This window comes from Streptomyces sp. RK62, assembly GCF_018070255.1.
Classification (GTDB): Bacteria; Actinomycetota; Actinomycetes; order Streptomycetales; family Streptomycetaceae; genus Streptomyces; species Streptomyces nigra.
Genome location: NZ_JAGPYD010000001.1, coordinates 599,031 through 616,985, shown reverse-complemented (window position 1 = coordinate 616,985; position 17,955 = coordinate 599,031). Strand labels below are relative to the sequence as shown.

14 protein-coding genes are annotated in these 17,955 nt (G+C 72.0%); 8 read left to right on the top strand and 6 right to left on the bottom strand.

Going from position 1 to position 17,955, the window contains the following annotated elements; translation table 11 throughout:
- Positions 1-252: 252 nt before the first annotated feature.
- Entirely contained in the window at positions 253-2,994 is a 2,742-nt protein-coding gene (locus KBY32_RS02690) for an AAA family ATPase (protein WP_210978692.1), read from the top strand.
- 108 nt (positions 2,995-3,102) lie between these two features.
- Positions 3,103-3,510, top strand: coding sequence for an OsmC family protein (locus KBY32_RS02685; protein ID WP_210978691.1), 408 nt, complete (start codon positions 3,103-3,105; stop codon positions 3,508-3,510).
- A gap of 20 nt (positions 3,511-3,530) precedes the next feature.
- Here the strand turns inward: KBY32_RS02685 and KBY32_RS02680 are convergent, their stop codons facing one another.
- The 5 genes from KBY32_RS02680 to KBY32_RS02660 form a co-directional block, all read right to left on the bottom strand.
- Positions 3,531-6,302: a LuxR family transcriptional regulator gene (locus tag KBY32_RS02680; RefSeq protein WP_210978690.1), complete on the bottom strand. Its 2,772-nt coding sequence runs from the start codon at positions 6,300-6,302 to the stop codon at positions 3,531-3,533.
- A gap of 180 nt (positions 6,303-6,482) precedes the next feature.
- Positions 6,483-6,824 carry a hypothetical protein gene (locus KBY32_RS02675; protein WP_210978689.1) on the bottom strand — a complete coding sequence of 114 codons (342 nt, stop codon included), beginning with the start codon at positions 6,822-6,824 and terminating at the stop codon, positions 6,483-6,485.
- A 92-nt stretch (positions 6,825-6,916) separates the two neighbouring features.
- Complete coding sequence (locus tag KBY32_RS02670; protein WP_210978688.1) at positions 6,917-7,636, bottom strand: alpha/beta fold hydrolase; 720 nt, start codon at positions 7,634-7,636, stop codon at positions 6,917-6,919.
- 80 nt (positions 7,637-7,716) lie between these two features.
- A complete protein-coding gene (locus KBY32_RS02665; RefSeq protein WP_210978687.1) occupies positions 7,717-8,667 on the bottom strand; it encodes an alpha/beta hydrolase in 951 nt (316 codons plus the stop codon).
- Between the two features lie 164 nt (positions 8,668-8,831).
- The gene (locus tag KBY32_RS02660; RefSeq protein WP_210978686.1) at positions 8,832-9,620 is read right to left on the bottom strand and encodes a DUF427 domain-containing protein; all 789 of its coding nucleotides are present in this window, start codon (positions 9,618-9,620) and stop codon (positions 8,832-8,834) included.
- A gap of 299 nt (positions 9,621-9,919) precedes the next feature.
- Between KBY32_RS02660 and KBY32_RS02655 the strand changes: the two genes are divergently transcribed.
- The 4 genes from KBY32_RS02655 (at position 9,920) to KBY32_RS02640 (ending at position 13,534) form a co-directional block, all read left to right on the top strand.
- Positions 9,920-10,390, top strand: coding sequence for a carboxymuconolactone decarboxylase family protein (locus KBY32_RS02655; protein WP_210978685.1), 471 nt, complete (start codon positions 9,920-9,922; stop codon positions 10,388-10,390).
- Between the two features lie 107 nt (positions 10,391-10,497).
- A complete protein-coding gene (locus KBY32_RS02650; protein ID WP_210978684.1) occupies positions 10,498-11,463 on the top strand; it encodes an alpha/beta fold hydrolase in 966 nt (321 codons plus the stop codon).
- Positions 11,460-12,977 (top strand): MFS transporter, encoded by a 1,518-nt coding sequence (locus KBY32_RS02645; protein ID WP_210978683.1) that lies wholly within the window; start codon positions 11,460-11,462, stop codon positions 12,975-12,977. The genes KBY32_RS02650 and KBY32_RS02645 overlap by 4 nt, the downstream gene beginning before the upstream one ends.
- A 62-nt stretch (positions 12,978-13,039) precedes the next feature.
- On the top strand, positions 13,040-13,534 hold the full coding sequence (locus KBY32_RS02640; protein WP_210978682.1) for a cupin domain-containing protein: 495 nt from the start codon (positions 13,040-13,042) through the stop codon (positions 13,532-13,534).
- A gap of 111 nt (positions 13,535-13,645) precedes the next feature.
- Here the strand turns inward: KBY32_RS02640 and KBY32_RS02635 are convergent, their stop codons facing one another.
- The gene (locus KBY32_RS02635; RefSeq protein WP_210978681.1) at positions 13,646-14,098 is read right to left on the bottom strand and encodes a cupin domain-containing protein; all 453 of its coding nucleotides are present in this window, start codon (positions 14,096-14,098) and stop codon (positions 13,646-13,648) included.
- Positions 14,099-14,377: 279 nt separating this feature from the next.
- Here KBY32_RS02635 and KBY32_RS02630 point away from each other — a divergent pair, with 279 nt between their 5' ends.
- Both KBY32_RS02630 and aceE read left to right on the top strand, forming a co-directional pair.
- On the top strand, positions 14,378-15,118 hold the full coding sequence (locus KBY32_RS02630) for an SDR family oxidoreductase (RefSeq protein WP_210978680.1): 741 nt from the start codon (positions 14,378-14,380) through the stop codon (positions 15,116-15,118).
- 112 nt (positions 15,119-15,230) lie between these two features.
- On the top strand, positions 15,231-17,918 hold the full coding sequence (gene aceE, locus KBY32_RS02625) for a pyruvate dehydrogenase (acetyl-transferring), homodimeric type (RefSeq protein ID WP_210978679.1): 2,688 nt from the start codon (positions 15,231-15,233) through the stop codon (positions 17,916-17,918).
- Positions 17,919-17,955: the final 37 nt, after the last annotated feature.

Sequence of the window (17,955 nt, the reverse complement as noted above, 5' to 3'; positions counted from 1 at the left end):
CCTGTCCCTGTGGCGCCGTGGGTGCTGGAACGGTCCATTGCGATCAGCATGAGATGTCGTCTCCTCTCCGCCTCCGGTGCCGCGCCGGGCACGTCGGGCGCCGGGACACCGGTGCGAGTATGTGAAAGGCGTTACACCCTTTTGATGAGACGGCCCTCCCTTCTGTGACACCCGCCATGGAGACGGCCGGAGAAGCCGCCCCGGCTCCCGCCGCAGGCCGTCTTGTTATGCTCGCCGCGTGTGGGGGGCTGCGTGAACGGGGACGGACCTGAGCCGCTGCGTGGTCGGCGCCGCGAGTGCGTAGCACTGAACGGTCTGGTGGCGGAGGTGGAGGCCGGTCGCAGCGCGGTCCTGGTTCTGCGCGGCGACGCCGGCATCGGAAAGTCCGCCCTGCTGGACCACCTGGCTGTGCGCGTGGCCGGGCACCAACTCGCGCGTGGAGCGGGTGCCGAGTCGGAGATGGAACTCCCCTTCGCGGGACTGCACCAGCTGTGCGCGCCCTTCCTCGGGCGCACCGGTTCCCTCCCTCCGCCGCAGGCGGGGGCGCTGTCCACGGCGTTCGGGATGAGTGCGGGGCCGCCTCCGGACCGGTTCCTGGTCGGACTGGCGGTGCTCGGGCTGCTGACCGACGTCGCGGCCCGGCGACCGCTGTTCTGCCTCGTGGACGACGCACAGTGGCTCGACCGGGTCTCCGCGCAGACGCTGGCGTTCGTGGCGCGAAGGATGCTGGCCGAGCCGCTGGCGCTGATCTTCGCCACCCGCGAGCAGCGGGGACGCGACGACCTGGCCGGCCTGCCCGAGCTGACGCTGCGCGGTCTGGACGACGCCGACGCCCGTGCGCTGCTGGAGGCGGGCGCCGAAGGCCCGATGGACGAGCGGATCCGCGACCGCGTCCTGGCCGAGGCACGTGGCAATCCACTCGCGCTGCTGGAGCTCCCCCATGACCGCGTCGGGGCGGAAGCGGCCGAGGGGTCGGCTCCGCACGGCCCCCGGAGGGTGACCGGCCGCATCGAGCGGAGCTACCTCGCGCGGGTGCGCTCACTGCCGGTCCCGACGCAACGCCTGCTCCTGACGGCCGCCGCCGAGCCGATCGGTGACGTGTCACTGCTCAGGAGCGCGATGGAGCGACTGGGTATCGACGCGGACGCGGTGGAGCCTGCGGTGAAGGCGGGGCTGCTCGATGTCGGCACGCTGGTGCGGTTCCGTCATCCGTTGCTGCGCTCCGCGATCTACCGGTCGGCAGAGCTGGCGGAACTGCGGGAGGTGCATCGGGTCCTGGCCGCAGCGACCGACCCCGGCCTCGACCCCGACCGCCGTGCCTGGCACCTCGCGCGAGCCACGGTCCGGCCGGACGAGGCCATCGCCGAGGAGCTGGAGTCGTCCGCCGGACGGGCGCGGGCGCGAGGCGGCACCGCCGCGGCGGCCGCGTTCCTCGCGCACGCGGCCGTGCTGACGCCACACCCGCGGCGCAAGGCGACGCGTGCTCTCGCCGCGGCTCAGGCGAAGCTGCGTGCCGGTGCGCCCACGGCGGCGCGCGACCTGCTGGAGCTGGCCCGGACCGGCGGCCTCGACGAACTCGGCCGCGCTCGCGCGGATCTCGTCGAGGCCCGCATCTCCTTCGCTTCCCGCCGCGTCGACGAAGCGCTCCCTCACCTGTTGGCCACCGCGCGGCGCATGGTCCCGCTCGATGTGGATCTGGCCCGCGAGACGTTCCTGGACACCCTGTCGGCCGCCATGGTGGCCGGGAGCCTCGCGTCCGATGCGGACGTACGCGAGGTGGCGGCGGCCGCGCGCGGGGCGTGCCCGCCCCCCGCAGGGGCGCCGCGCAATGCCGATCTTCTGCTAAACGCCCTCACCACCCGTTTCCTCGACGGGTATCAGGACGCGGTCGCGGTGTCGCGCGAGGCGGTACGCGCCTTCCGCGGGGAGACGGAGCCCGACGAGGTGCTGCGCTGGTCGTGGGCGGCTTCGGCACTGGCGGCCGACCTGTGGGACCACGAGGGCTGGACGGAACTGGTCACCCGCCACGCGCGTACCGCCCGTGCCGTCGGCGCGCTCACCGAGTTGCCGCTCGCGCTCAATTCCCGGGTGGTCGTCCACACGACCGCTGGGGAACTGGACGCCGCGGCGCTGCTCATCGCGGAGATCGGGCGGGTCCAGGAGGCGGTCGGCAGCGGCTTCTCGCCGTACGGCACGATGACACTCGCCGCCTGGCAGGGGCGTGCGAGCGACGCCACCTCGTTGATCGAGGCGGGCGCGGAGGAAGCCCTCGGCCGCGGTGAGGGCGTCGGTGTGGCCGTCGCGTGCCGGGCCCGGGCGGTGCTTTTCAACGGCCTGGGCAGGTACGAGGAGGCGCTGGACGCCGCCCGTTGGGCGAGCGCGCATCCGCAGGACCTGGTGGCGGCCGGATGGGGGCTGGTCGAGCTGGTGGAGGCCGGGGTGCGCAGCGGTCACCTCGACGAGGCCGAGGCGGCACTGGTCCGACTCACCCGGGACACGGACGCCGCCGCCACGGACTGGGCGCAGGGGGTCCAGATGCGGTGCCGCGCGCTGCTCAGTGACGGAACGGCAGCCGAGGAGCTGTACCGGGAGGCCGTCGAGCGGCTCGGCTGCACCCGGGTCACCATCGAGACGGCCCGGACACGTCTGCTGTACGGAGAGTGGCTGCGCCGCGAGAGCCGCCGCGCCGACGCGCGTACGCAGTTGCGGATGGCCCACACCCTCTTCTCACGGTTCGGCGCGCAGGCGTACGCCGAACGCGCCGTCCGTGAACTGCGGGCCACCGGCGAGACGGTGGCCCGGCGCGGCGCCGCCGCCGTGACGGCGCTCACCCCTCAGGAGAGCCAGATCGCCCGCCTGGCCCGGGACGGACTCACCAACTCCGAGATCGGCGCCCAGTTGTTCCTGAGCCCGCACACCGTGGAATGGCATCTGCGCAAGGTGTACGCCAAGTTGGGCATCACCTCTCGACGCATGCTGCGCGACGTCCCGTGAACGGCGCCGTCGGGCCGGCCGACGTGTCACACGTGTCGGGGCCGCTCGGTCACTGCGTAGGAGGGACCGGCCAGACCCGGTCGCCCACCTCGGCCGAGAGGAAGTCCCATGACCACGCGCATCGTTACCGTCGCCGAAGGCGGCCGGCTCACCCGTTCCGTCTCGATCGGCACGCACCATCTGATCGCCGACGAGCCCGAGCCCATCGGCGCCGACGAAGGCCCCACTCCGGGTGAGCTGCTCCTGGCCGCGCTCGGGTCCTGCACCTCCATGGCCGTGCGTGCTCTGGCGGATCGGCACGACTGGCCCCTGGAGAGGATCGACGTGGCCGTACGGTTCGGCCAGCAGGGTCACATCGTCAAGAACGTCGGGCTGATCGGCGATCTGGAGCCGGCGCAGCGGGAGCAGTTGCTGGCAGCGGCGGGGCGCTGTCCCGTCCACCGCCTCCTCGCCAGGGAGGCGAAGATCCTCACCGTACCCGCGCTGCTGGCAGAACCGGACGTGTCGCACGTCTGAGCCGGTGCGCGCCGGACGGGTCAGGGCGTCGTCGCCACGGTCTCCAACCGCACGGAGCCGATCTCCCTACGGGAGGAGACGCCGAGCTTCGCGAAGACCTTGCGCAGATGCCATTCGACCGTGTGCGGGCTGAGGAAGAGGCGTGCGCCGATCTCCGGGTTGGTGAAGCCTCCCTGCACGAGCCGGGCGATCTCCGCCTCCTTCGCGGTGAGGAGCGCGGCCTCCGACGCGGCACGGCCGGACACCTTGACGCCCACGGCCTTCAACTCCTGTCGGGCGCGCTCCGCGAACGCCTCGGCCCCGGCCGCGTCGAGCATCTCGTGTGCTTCGTCCAGCCGGGTACGTGCCTGCGCCCGTCGCCGTTCCAGGCGCAGCCACTCACCGTGCCGCAGCCGTGCCCGGGCGCTGTCCATCCGGACCCCGGCCGTGTCGAGCCGCTCGATCGCCTCCCGGTGCAGGGCGTCGGCGGCGTCTCCCTCGCTCACCAGGGCACGCGTGGCGGCGGAGACACCGAGCGCCCAGGGAGTGCCGCTCACCTGCGCCATCTCCTCGATCGTCCGTACGGCCCCGGCCGCTCGCTCGGTATGGCCCAGGCGCACGGCCGCCTCGACGAGTTCGACCCTTGACTGAAGGGACAGGCCGAGCTCCTGGGGGTTCTCACAGCCCCGCTCGGCCGCGGCGTACGCCTCCTCGTACCTGCCCAGACCGTTGTAGAGGACTGCGGCAGCCCACTGGGTGGCAGTTGTCACCTTGCCCTCACCGCGCAGGAGGCGGTCCTGGGCAAGGGTCTCGATCGCTTGGCGGGTCGTCGTCTCGCGCCCCCGGAAGGGCTCGACGACGAGTGCGCCGTAGTGCGCGAAGAAGCTGCTGCCCGTCGCTTCGCCGATGGCGCTCGCCTCGACGGTCAGGGAGGCGGCGCCGCGCAGATCGCCGGCGAACGCCCGGTTCGACAGGCGCAGCAGGAGGGCCGAGGGCAGCACGGCGAGCGCTCCGCTGCCGCGGGCGAGGTCGACCAACCGCGCCGACAGCTCAGACCAGGCTGCGAAGTCCCAGGTGCTGTGCGCCATGCGGCACGCCAACGGCAGCCAGCCCAGGCCGTCCTCCCGGGAGAGTTCCTCCGTCCGGAACGCCGCCACGGCGTCCAGGAGGATCGGCGCGCCGGCCTCGTAGCCCTCGGTCACCACCCGGGCGAGCCCGGTCAGGAGACGGGTCTCGCGGCTCACGGCACCGGTGTGGCCCGGCGTGCCCAGCACCGCCTCGGCGACGTCACGGACCCCGCCCGTGGACAGCCGGCCCGCGGTGAGGGCGGCGTAGATCGCGTCCCGGTACGTCTGGTCGGCGAGGGCGGAGTCGAAGGGCTGGAGGCGCTGCGCCGCTTCGAGCAGCAGGGGCAGTCCGGCGCTGGCGCTCTTGGCCGCCGACATGATCTGTCCGCGCAGCAAGGTCGCGCGTCCGGCTCCGACCTCGTCGAGGTGACCGAGCTCCGCCGCGTCGACCAGTTCCCGCGCGCTGTCGAAGGCGCCCGACTGGTACTTCGCCCGTGCCGCGGCGAGTGCCCTGGCTCCGCGGCGCACCGGATCGGGTGTCAGCTCGGTGGCTCGGTCCAGGAAGGCCGCCGCCGCGGCGACGCCGCCGCGCGCCTGTGCCCGCCCGGCGGAGCCCTCCAGTTCGGCGGCGACCTTCTCGTCCGGGCCCGTCGTGGCACTGGCGAGGTGCCAGACACGTCGTTCGGGATAGAGCGTCGCGTCGATCGACTCGGCCAGGGCAGCGTGCACACGCCGGCGCTCCTCGAACCCGACGGCGCGGTGGGCCGCGGAGCGCACCAGCGGGTGGCGGAAGCGGACCCACGTGCCGAGGGTCAGCAGACCCGACGCCTCGGCTTCGGTTGCGGCGCGGTCCACGTCGATGCCGAGACGCTCGGCGGCGCTCCGCAGCAGGGACACGTCGCCGACCGGTTCGGTGGCGGCGATGAGCAGCAACTGCTGCGTCTGCGCAGGGAGGGACCGGACGCGGCGGAGGAAACCCGCCTCGATCTGGCTGGACAGGGGGCGGGTCTCCGGTGCGCCGAACCCTCCGGCCAGCTCCAGGAGGGTCAGGCCGCGCGGCAGCTCCACCAGGGCCAGCGGGTTGCCGCGCGTTTCGGCGACGATGCGGTCGCGTACACGCTGGTCGAGCGGACCGGTGACGACCGAGTCGAGGAGCCGGCGGGAGTCACGCTCGCCGAGTCCGCGCACGGCGAGCTCGGGGAGGTCGGCGAGCACCTCGCGGGAACCGGACTCGCGGACGGCGAGGACCAGCAGGACGGGTTCGGCCAGCAGCCGTCGGGCGACGAACTGCAGCGTCTGGGCCGAGACGCGGTCCAGCCACTGGGCGTCGTCGACCAGGCACAGCAACGGCTCGTCGCCGGAGGCGGCGGCGAGCAGGCTCAGTGTGGCCAGGCCGACGAGGAACCGGTCGGGAGCGTCACCGACCCGCAGACCGAAGGCCGTTCGCAGGGCGTCGCGCTGCGGTTCGGGGAGCCCTTCGAGGTGGGAGAGCAGAGGAGCGCAGAGCTGGTGCAGCCCGGCGTAGGAGAGTTCCATCTCGGACTGCACGCCGACCGCCCTGACGACGCGGCACCCGGTGGCCCGGTCGAGCAGGTGGTTCAGCAGTTCGGTCTTGCCGATGCCCGCCTCGCCGCGCACCACCAGAACTCCGCTGTGGCCGGCTCCGGCCCGGGTGAGAAGGCTGTCGAGGACCTCGCACTCGTCCCGCCGCCCGATGAGTTCGGTCCGTGTGCCGTCCCTCACCATGGCAGCCTCCCGGCTGCCACGATACCCCGGCGTTCCGCACCCGGTGGAGCTGTCTCGAACTGATCGCCGAGGCTCCCGCGAAGCTGCTCCGGCCACCGTCGGTCCGACGCCCCGCCCGCTTCCGGCTGGCCGGAAGTCGCTGCTGCGGAATCCGCGGTGATCCGGCGACGCGCCGGCGGATCAGGTCATCGAGCCCACGACGGCCGCCGTGCACACGAAGATCGTCAGGCCGATGACGGTCATGGCGATCAGCGTGCCTCGCAGCCAGCGGCCGAACCGGCGGCGGTGCGCCGCCTCGGCCGCGCCGATGCTGTCGGCGATGTGCTCGGTCACCATGCGGGCCACGTACTTCTGTTCCTCCAGATACCACTCCTCCAGGTCCCTCTTCTGCCCGAGGGTCAGCCCGTCGGTCCTCTCGGTGAAGGCGGACACCCGCCGGCGAGCGGCGCTGAGGTGCGCCTCGCGGTACAGGTACGCCTGTATGTCGGCCAGCCCGCGAGCGGCCTGCTTGCTCGTGTTCATCAGGTACTCCCGTGTCACTCCGGTCGGGGCGCGCCGCTGCGGACGCGGTGCCGGTGGGTCGCCGCCGGCCTCCGGGGCGACCCACCGTCCGCTCAGCCGGTCGCCCGCGCCGCCTCGTCGATCAGCCGGGCGACGTCACCCGGACGCGACACGCTGACCGCGTGGGAAGCGGTGACGTGTGCCACCGTGGCCTTCGCGCGCTCGGCCATGTACGTCTGCGCCCGGGCCGGTATGTTGCGGTCCTCCGACGCCACGAGGACCCAGGACGGAATGTCCTTCCACGCCGGGGCCGAGGCGCCCTCCGCCAGCGCGGCGTCGGCGACGGGCCGCTGGGTGGCCGCCATGACCGCCGTGGTCTCCTCCGGGACGTCGGCGGCGAACTGCTGGTGGAATCTGCTCTTCTCGATGTAGAGGTCCGCGGCCCGGCCCCCGTCGGGGAGCGTGACCGGGACCGGGCGGAGTGTCTCCCCGAGGGTGCTGCCCGGGAACCTGCCGGACAGGTCGACCGCGCTCTCGCCTTCCTCCGGCAGGAACGCCGCGACGAACACGAGCGCCTTGACGTGGTCGAGTCCGGTCGCCGCGTTGCTGATGACGGAGCCGCCGTAGGAGTGTCCGGCGAGGACCACGGGCCCGTCGATGGACTCCAGGAGCTGTCGGACATACGCGCTGTCCGCGGTCAGCCCGCGCAGCGGATTGCTCGCGGCCACCACGGGATAGCCGTGTGACTGGAGCCTCTCGACGACGCCGTTCCAACTGGACGAGTCCGCGAACGCGCCGTGCACGAGGACGATGGTCGGTATCTGTGCACTCATGAGAGTGGCCTTTCGTTGACCCGGCACCGCATGCGCGTCGTCGCACGCACCACGGTGCCGGTAGGGCTGCGCGGAAGGGGTCAGTCGGTGCCGAGGGCCTTGCGCAGGACGCGGATCGCCTGCTCGATCGCCGCGGTGGAGGCCTGGGTTCCGCGCACCGGGTTCAGCATCATGAAGTCGTGCAGGGTGGCGTTGTAGCGGACGCTCGTGGTCGGCACCCCGGCCTGGATCAGCTTGCGGGCGTAGGCCTCGCCCTCGTCGCGCAGCACGTCGTTCTCGTCGACCGCGACGAACGCCGGCGGCAGCCCCTGGAGGTCCTCCAGCGTGGCACGCAGCGGCGAGGCCGTGATCTCCTCGCGCTCCGCCGGATCGGTGGTGTAGGCGTTCCAGAACCATTCCATGGCCTTCGCGGTCAGGTGCGGTCCGTGTGCGAAGACGCGGTAGCTCTCCGTGTCCTGACCCGCGTCGGTGACGGGGTAGTAGAGGGACTGGTGCAGGAAGGTCACGTCACCGCGCCGCTTGGCCATGTGGGTGAGGGCGGCGCTCATGTTGCCGCCGACGGAATCACCGGCGACGACCATGCGGGCGCCGTCGAGGTCCTCCTCGGCGCCCTTGGTCGTGACCCACTGGGCGGTGGCGTAGGCCTGCTCGATGGCGACGGGGTACTTCGCCTCCGGGGAGCGGTCGTACTCGACGAAGACCACTGCCGCCTCCGCGCCCACGGCCAGCTCGCGCACCAGGCGGTCGTGGGTGCCGGCGTTCCCGAGGATCCAACCGCCGCCGTGCACGTAGAGGATGACGGGCAGCGTGCCGGTGCTGCCGGCGGGCCTGACGATGCGCACCCTCACCTCACCGACCCGGGCGGGGACCGTGATCCACTTCTCGTCCACGTCGGGCTTGCCGATGGGCCCGGACTGGACGTCGTCGAGCAGCTTGCGGGCCCCCTCGACACCGAGTTCGTACAGCAACGGCGGCTTGGCGGTCGCGTCGGCGAACTCCTGGGCGGCGGGCTCGAGGACGATGTCACTCATGATCGCTCCTGGACTTGATGGCTTTTGGGAGGACATTCCACCCCATGAGACCGTCCTGCGAGCCGATGTGTGACGCGCCGGGAGAAGAGATGTGCCGGTCGCACGCCGACCATGTGCTGTCCCCCGTGCCGTTCGCGTGTCCGGCCGCCCGTACTGCGGGTCAGCTAGTCGGACGCCATCTGGGTGGGATCCACCGGCCTGGGCAACAGGGAGCCGTCGACGTACAGATCGACGTGCTCGTTGTAGAACGCGGTCAGTCCGGCGATGCGGTTCGCGTGGATGGTCGGGAAGTCGTACGTCCAGGCGATGTCCTCGTGGGAGGCGGTGTCGCTGTCGAACGACCAGTAGTCGCTCGTCGTGCCCTTGTAGGGGCACCGGGTCACCGTGTCCGAGTGCCGCAGCCGGGTCCAGTCGATGCTCGCCGGGTCGAGGTAGTAGCGGGTCGGCAGGCCGGTCTCGAACAGCTTCACGCAGCCGGCGGCCTCCGCCAGCACGACACCGTCCAGCTCGACCCGGACGGTGCTGCGCGAACGCAGCGCGTCCACGCGTGAGTACGGGCTCCGCGGGTGGACGAAGACCGGCTCGTCCTCCTCGAACCAGGCATCGAGCGCCTCCCATTCGAAGCGCACCGTCTCCCGCAGGGATTCGGGGGAACCCTCCCCCCACACCCACGCCGCTCCGGCGCGGACCTCCGGACCGACCCGCAGCGTGTGGCGGTGCGCCACCCCGGCACCGAGCTGCTCGGTGTGCCTGTCGTCGTGGAGCACTCCCTCCACCAAGTCGTCGACAGGGATGCTGAATTGCGGATACGCCTGCCACTCCCACACGTACAGCGCGCGGCGTGTGTCGAACACGACACGGCCCGCGATCATCCCCCGGATGCGCCGGGGGACGGGTTCGACGTGCCCGATCGGGACGATGAGACTCGGGTGCAGGATGCTCTCGGTAGCCATGGTGATCACCTTGGGTTCGCAGATTGGTGTGCTCGCCGGCCCGGGTCCCGGGAGGGCGGCGCCGACTCAGGCCGGCGGGCCTGGTCCATTCGTTCGATGGTATCTCCCGCGTCCGACGATCACACTGAACGTTGGTCGCGCACGCACTCTCGCTCACACAGTGTGCCAAATGGTGTGTCGTGTCTGCTGGTCCGCGACGGGTCCGCAGGTGTCGTGCGTGGGGGCGGCTTCCGTTGTCACAGAACGCGAGGGCCCTCGGTCAATGGGGCGTAACCCCGTTCCTCTTGAGGAGATACGACATGGACGCACGCATCAACTACTTCGGCAACGCGCTCGCCGGCAAGGTGATGAAGCACCTGAACTCGGCCGGGGCGGCGGTCCAGGCCGCTCTCCCGGTCACCACCCAGGAACTGGTGAAGATCCGTGCCAGCCAGATCAACGGCTGCGGCTTCTGCACGGACATGCACACCAAGGACGCCGCCGCGGCGGGCGAGGACCAGCAGCGACTGAACCTGGTGGCCGTGTGGCGCGAGGCCACGGTCTTCTCGGACGCCGAGCGGGCCGCTCTGGAGCTGACCGAACAGGGGACGCGCATCGCCGACGCCGCCGGCGGCGTCTCGGACGAGGCGTGGGCGCAGGCCGCGAAGCACTACGACGAGGACCAACTCGCCGCACTGATCTCGCTGATCGCCGTCATCAACGCCTACAACCGCATCAACGTCATCAACCAGCAGCCCGCGGGCGGATACAAGCCCGGCATGTTCGGCTGAGGCAGCCGCTCCGGCCCCACCGGCCGCCGTACCGTACACCGTCCGCTCGTCCGGCCTCCGAGCGGGCGGCGGGCCCCTCGGGCAACGCCACCACCCAAGGACCCCTGATGCCAGACCACCACGCGCTCGCCCCGCTGCGACGGGTCAGCACCGACACCCTGGAGATCGGCTACTACGAGGCGGGTCCCACAGAGGGCGACACCGTGCTGCTCCTGCACGGCTTCCCCTACGACATCCACAGTTACGCTGAGGTGGCCCCGAGCCTCGCGGAAAGCGGGTTCCGGGTCGTCGTCCCCCATCTGCGGGGCCACGGGCCCACCAGGTTCCTCTCCGCGACGAAACCCCGCTCCGGTCAGCAGGCCGCTCTGGGCGCCGACGTGATCGCCCTCATGGACGCCTTGGGCGTGCGACGTGCCTACCTCGCGGGGTACGACTGGGGCGGGCGCGCCGCCAACGTGGCCGCGGCCCTGTGGCCCGAGCGCGTGCTCGGCCTGGTCTCGGTCAACGGCTACCTGATCCAGGACATCGCCGCGGCGACGGAACCCGTCGACCCCGAACGCGAGGCGGGGTTCTGGTACTTCTACTACTTCCTCACCGAGCGGGGCCGGGCCGGACTGGCCCGCGATCCGCAGGGGGTCGCGCGAGTGATCTGGAAGCGGAACTCCCCGAAGTGGCCGTTTCGCGAACAGGACCTGGAGCTGGCCGCGCGGTCCTTCGCCAACCCCGACTACACCGACGTCGTCCTCCATTCGTACCGGCACCGGCTCGGATTCGCCCCGGGGGCCGAACGGTACGCACGGCTGGAGGCGCGTCTGGCCGGGCTGCCCCCGATCACCGTGCCCGCCGTCACCCTCGACGGCCTGGCCGACGGCAACTTCCCGGCCACGGACGGGTCCTCGACCGCCCGTCACTTCACCGGCCCCCGTCTGCACCGCACGGTGGCGGACGCCGGCCACAACCTCCCCCAGGAGCGCCCGGAAGCGTTCGCGGCAGCCGTACGGGATGTACGCGACCTGCGCCAGGAGCACCCCGCCCGCGATCGCCTCACCGGACGACGCCAGGACACGCCATGAACCACTCCCCCACCCCCGAGAGCACCGCCCCCCTCCGCGTCGCCGGCGCCCGTGGACGGTGGACCCTGCTGGCCACCGTCCTGGGCTCCGGCGTCGTGCTGCTCGGCTCGACCGTGACCAACGTCGCGCTTCCGCGCATCGGCCAGGACTTCGACGCCGATCTCGACGCCCTCCAGTGGACGGTGAACGCCTACATGCTGACCCTCGCGGGACTCATCCTGCTGGGCGGTTCCCTGGGCGACCGGTTCGGGCGGCGTCGTGTCTTCGTCCTGGGCCTGGTGTGGTTCGCGGTCGCCTCCCTGTTGTGCGGCCTCGCTCCGGACACCACCACGCTCATCGTCGCCCGGGCCCTCCAGGGCGTGGGCGGCGCGCTGCTCACGCCCGGCTCGCTGGCGATCATCGAGGCGTCCTTCCATCCGGACGACCGGCCGCGGGCGATCGGTCTGTGGTCCGGCTTCGGCGGCATCGGGGCCGCCCTCGGGCCCTTCCTCGGCGGCTGGCTGGTGGACGGGCCCGGCTGGCGCTGGACCTTCGTGCTGAGCGCCGTCCCGGCGCTGCTGTGCGTTCCCGTCGCCCTGCGCCATGTTCCCGAATCCGTGGGCGCACCCCGCGGGGCGTCGGCCGGCCGACGCCGGGTCGGCTTCGACGTCAACGGCGCCGTCCTGGGAGCCCTGGCCCTGGGACTGGTCACGTACGCGCTGACGGAGGCACGCGACGGCGGACCCGTGGCCGTCGCCGCGGCCGTCGGCGGTGTCGTCGTGGGAGCCGCGTTCCTCCGCGTCGAACGACGCGGCACCGACCCCATGATGCCGCCGGCGATCTTCTCCTCGCGACAGTTCAGCGCCGTCAACGTGATCACCTTGTGCGTCTACGCGGGCACGGGGGGGTTCTTCTTCCTGACCGCGTTGCACCTGCAGATCGTCGTCGGCTATCCGGCGATGGCGGCAGGGGCGGCGATGCTGCCCAACACCGTGCTGATGCTGCTGTTCTCGTCGCACGCCGGGACGCTGGCCCAGCGGCTGGGACCGCGGACGCCGCTCACCGTCGGTCCGCTGGTGTGCGGGGCGGGCATGCTGCTCATGCTGCGGGTCGGTCCGGACGCTTCCTATCTCTCCGACATCCTCCCGGCCCTCCTGGTGATGGGCACCGGCATGGTCGTCATGGTCGCTCCCCTGACCGTGACCCTGCTGCACTCGGTGGACACCTCCAACGCCGGGCTGGCCAGCGGCATCAACAACGCCGCGGCCCGGGCGGCAGGTCTGGTGTCCGTCGCGGCGCTCCCGCTGCTGGTCGGTATGGGTCCGGAGGCCTACCGGTCCGACACGGCCTTCGACGCCTCGTTCGGCCGGGCCATGCCCCTGTGCGCGGGCCTGCTCGCCGTCGGCGCGTCCGTCGCCTTCCTCACGCTGCCGCGGTCCGCCGCGGCCCCTCGTCCCTCCCACGGGACCACCCACGGCTGGCTGACGGAGCCGCCGCTGGTGTCCCGCTTCACCCGTCACCAAGTCGCCGACTGACGAGCGGCCGGCGCTCACGTCGTGACAGCGACGCGAGCGCCGGCCGCACGAAAGGAACCACCATGTCGTACCCGTACCCGGAACAGAAGTACTGGGGTGAGGACGGTGAGGTCAGCGCCGTCTTCCGCCCGGCCACCACACCGCCGGCCCTCGGCGAGAGCGGGACCGGAAAGGACGCCACCCACTATCTGGCCACCACCGCCACCACCAGGGGCGAGTTCGGGCTGTACCGGGTCGAGATGCGCCCCAGGGCGGGCGGCCCGAAGACCCACTTCCACAAGCGGATCTCGGAGTCCTTCTTCATCCTGGACGGCACCGTGCGCGTCTTCGACGGTGTGCAGTGGGTCGACGCGCGCAAGGGAGACTTCCTGCACGTCCCCCAGGGCGGACTGCACGCCTTCCGCAACGACTCGGACGCGCCGGCCGACATGCTGCTGCTGTTCACCCCGGGCGCCCCGCGCGAGGAGTACTTCGAGCAGGTCTCACGCCTGGGTCACGCGTCCGAGGAGGAGCGTGCCGCGTTCTTCGACCGGCACGACTCGTACTTCGTGGAGTAGGAGGAGCAGGACCCGGAGCCACGGACACGGACGGGGCCCCGCTGCCGTGCCAGTCCCGGCGCGGGGGGTGGGCCGGGTGCGGGGCCCCGGGAGGATGTCCGACCCCGAGGGTCAGGCGGTGGGCCGGGGGGCGCGCAGGTGGGCGCGCTCCTTCAGCTCCGCCTCGTCCACCAGCTCGAGCATGGGCTTGCCGGGCGCGCACATCATCGTGACGACGAACTCGGTCTTCTCGTCGCTGAGCGCGTTGCCGTCCTGGTAGTGGATGGCGTCACCGCCCGGCTCCCAGAAGGTGCCGCCGGCCTCGATCACGCGCTCGGGCTCCCCCTCCAGTTCGAAGCGGACGGCGCCCTTGATGACGTATCCGAACGCCGGGCCGGAGTGGCGGTGCGGCGGGGTGCCGGGGTCACCGGGCTCCCACTCGACGTGAATGGTCATCGCCGAGGCGCCCTCGGGAACGACGACCGGCGAGGCGTCCTGGAGCATCTTCGCCGCGCGGGTCCAGCTCGGGCCGTCCGCGTCGCCCGTTCCGTGCCCGTGGTGGGCGTGCTGTGCATTCTCCGACATCGAGTCGCACCTTCCGTGGTTCCGCCGTGTCCGGGCGGCACGCAGTCCGCCGTCACGGGGTCGTCTCCGGTCGTGATGACCGCTCGCCGTCCTGACCGGACAGCGGACGGGGTTGTGACAACGACCCGCTCCCAGTGGGCGCGACGGCCGGCCGCACGGTGTCACACGAAAGACCTGCGCACTGTCTAGGTGAGATGGGCGCAGTGGCACACCGGCATACGCCACCTTCCGCCCGCGAGACCCAGCGGGGTCATCGGCCCCCCGACACAGGAGACGCGGATGAGAGTCGTCGTTGCAGGTGCCACCGGACTGATCGGTTCCAGGACCGTCGCGCGGCTCCGGGACCACGGGGTGGAGGTCGTGCCGGTGTCGCGCGGGGAAGGAGTCGACGTGAGCACCGGACACGGCCTGGACCGGGCGCTGCGCGGCGCCGACGTGATCGTGGACGTCACCGACGCGCCCTCCCGGCGGCAGGACGCCGGCACCGCCTTCTTCACCACCGCGACGGGCAACCTCCTCCAGGCCGCCGCCGCAGCGGACGTCGAGCACTACGTGGCGCTGTCGGTGGTCGGCGCCGACCGGATCGGGGCGGGCTACTTCCGGGCCAAGGCTACGCAGGAGGACCTGGCCCGGCACACCACCGTGCCGTACTCCGTGGTACGCGCCACGCCGTTCCACGAGTCCGTGGAGGCAGCCGCCGCGGTCGGCACCCGGCCCGACGGCGTGCACGTGCCGCCGCTCCTGCTCCGACCCGTCGCGGCGGACGACGTCGCCACGGTCCTCGCCCATGTCGCGGTGGGGTTGCCGCAGTTCGGCGTGGTCGAGACGGCCGGACCCGAGGTGCTGCGGCTGGATGACCTCACAGCCGAGGTTCTCGACTTCCTCGGCCGGCCCGGCCCGGTGATCGCCGACGAGCGGGCCCCGTTCTTCGGCGCGGTGCTCGAGGAGCGGGCCCTGCTTCCCGGACCGGACGCCCGTCTGGGCCACCACACGTTCACCCAGTGGCTCAAGAGCCGCTGACCCCCGACCTGGTGGCGACTCCCGCCGCCCTCATCCCCCGTCAGACCTGTCGCCCCGCGACACCCACCGTATGCGCGGCCGACGACACCCACGCCGTGCAGAGAAGGCTGCCATGAGTGAACCCTCCCGGCCGACCGAGACCCCCCTGATCAGTGAGCTGGACCAGCTTCCCGACCGAGACCGCGAGGAGACCGCCGAGTGGCAGGCCTCCCTCGACGCCGTCGTGCGCAACGCGGGGCCGGAACGGGCGGTCTACCTGCTGCGGCGGGTACACGAGTTCGCGGCGAGCACGGGCACGTCCCTGCCGGGGCTGCTGAACTCGGACTACATCAACACCGTTCCGGCCGCCGCGCAGCCGGAGTTCGACGGCGACCTCGAGCTGGAGACCCGGATCACCGCGCTCAACCGGTGGAACGCGGCCGCGATGGTCACCCGCGGCTCACGCCTGGGGCTGGGGGGTCACATCTCCACCTACGCCTCGGCCGCCTGGCTCTACGAGGTCGGCTTCCACCACTTCTTCCGGGGCAAGGACGGCGACGGCTCCGGCGACCAGCTCTTCGTCCAGGGACACGCCTCCCCCGGGATCTACGCCCGGGTCTTCCTGGAGGGGCGGCTGAGCGAGAGCCAGCTTGCCGCCTTCCGCCGGGAGACCGGCGGCCGGGGCCTGCCGTCCTATCCGCACCCCCGGCGGCTGCCGTGGCTGTGGGAGTTCCCGACGGTCTCCATGGGCCTGGGCCCCCTCGGCGCCGTCTACCAGGCCCGCTTCAACCGCTATCTGCACGCCCGCGGGATCAAGGACACCTCCGGCTCACGGGTGTGGGCGTTCCTGGGCGACGGGGAGATGGACGAGCCGGAGTCGACGGCCGCCCTGACCCTGGCCTCCCGCGAGGGCCTGGACAACCTGACGTTCGTCGTCAACTGCAACCTGCAGCGCCTGGACGGCCCGGTACGGTCCAACTCGAAGATCGTCCAGGAACTGGAGGCACGCTTCCGTGGCGCGGGCTGGAACGTCGTCAAGACGCTCTGGGGAGAGGCATGGGACCCGCTGCTGGCGCGGGACACCACCGGCGACCTGGTGCGGCGCCTGGCCGAGGTGCCCGACGCCCAGATGCAGACGCTCGCCGCGCGGGACGCCGCCTACATACGCGAGCACTTCTTCACGGGTGACGCCCTGTCGGCACTCTCCGCCTCCCTGAACGACGCGCGGGTGATCGAGCTGTTCGAGAACTCGCGGGGCGGACACGAGCCCTTGAAGGTGTACTCCGCCTACCGGGCCGCCGTCGAGCACCGGGGCGCGCCGACGGTGGTTCTCGCCCAGACGGTGAAGGGCCACACGCTGGGTCCGGCGTTCGAGTCGCGCAACGCCAACCACCAGATGAAGAAGCTCACGATGGAGCAGTTCCGCGCGATGCGCGACCTGCTGGAGCTGCCCATACCCGACAGCGCCCTCGCCGGTGACGAGGTCCCGTTCTGGCATCCGGGGGAGGACTCGCCCGAGGTGCGGTATCTGCGTGAGCGGCGGGCCGCGCTGGGCGGGCCCGCCCCGGTGCGGCGCGTGGTCGCCAAGCCGCTGCCGGAACCGCCCGCCAAGCCCTTCGAGGACTTGGAGAAGGGGTCCGGCCGCCAGGAGATGGCCACCACGATGGCGCTCGTCCGGCTGGTCAAGGACCTGATGCGCGACCGGGGGAGCGGGGCGCGCTGGGTGCCGATCGTCCCCGACGAGGCTCGCACCTTCGGCATGGAGTCGATGTTCCCCACCGCCGGCATCTACTCGCCGCAGGGCCAGACCTACGATCCGGTCGACGCGGACCAACTGCTCCACTACAAAGAGAGCACGACCGGGCAGTTGCTCATCGAGGGCATCACCGAGGCCGGTTCCGTCGCCGAGTTCGCCGCCGCCGCCACGTCGTACGCCACACATGGCGAACCCATGATCCCCTTCTACATCTTCTACGCCATGTTCGGCTTCCAGCGGACCGGCGACCAGTTCTGGGCGCTCGGCGACCAGATGGGCCGCGGCTTCGTGGTCGGCGGCACCGCCGGGCGCACGACGATGACCGGCGAGGGCCTGCAGCACGGGGACGGCCACTCGCACCTGCTCGCCGCCACCAATCCGGCGGCCGTCAGCTACGACCCCGCGTTCGCCTACGAGATCGCGGTCATCGTCCGGGACGGTCTGCGCCGGATGTACGGCGAGCGGCCCGAGGACGTCTTCTACTACCTGACCGTGTACAACGAGCCCAAGCACCAGCCCGCCATGCCGTCGGTGCCCGGCATCGAGGAGGGCATCGTCCGGGGCATCTACCGGTTCCGGCCCGCCGAGGCACCTGCGGCCGGGCCCCGGCTCCAACTGCTCGCATCCGGTACGGCGATCCACTGGGCCCTGCACGCACAGGAGTTGCTCGCCTCCGACTGGGACGTGCACGCCGACGTGTGGTCGGTGACGTCCTGGACGGAGCTGCGCCGGGACGCCATGCGTGCCGACGACGCCCGGATGCGGGGCGAGGAACGCACCCCGTTCGTCACTCGGGCCCTGGCCGGGGCACCGGGGCCGGTGCTGGCCGTCAGCGACTGGATGCGGCAGGTGCCCGACCAGATCGGCCAGTGGGTCGAGCAGGACTACTACTCCCTGGGCACCGACGGTTTCGGGCTGTCCGACACCCGTGAGGACGTGCGCCGCTACTTCCGGGTGGACGCGGAGTCGATCGTGGTCACCGCACTCGACCGCCTGGCGCGGGCGGGGCGGATCCCGCCGGACACCGTCGCGCAGGCCCGCGCGCACTACGGCCTCGACCGGTGAGCCGCCGGGCGAGGCGCCCTCTACCGCCCGCGTCGTC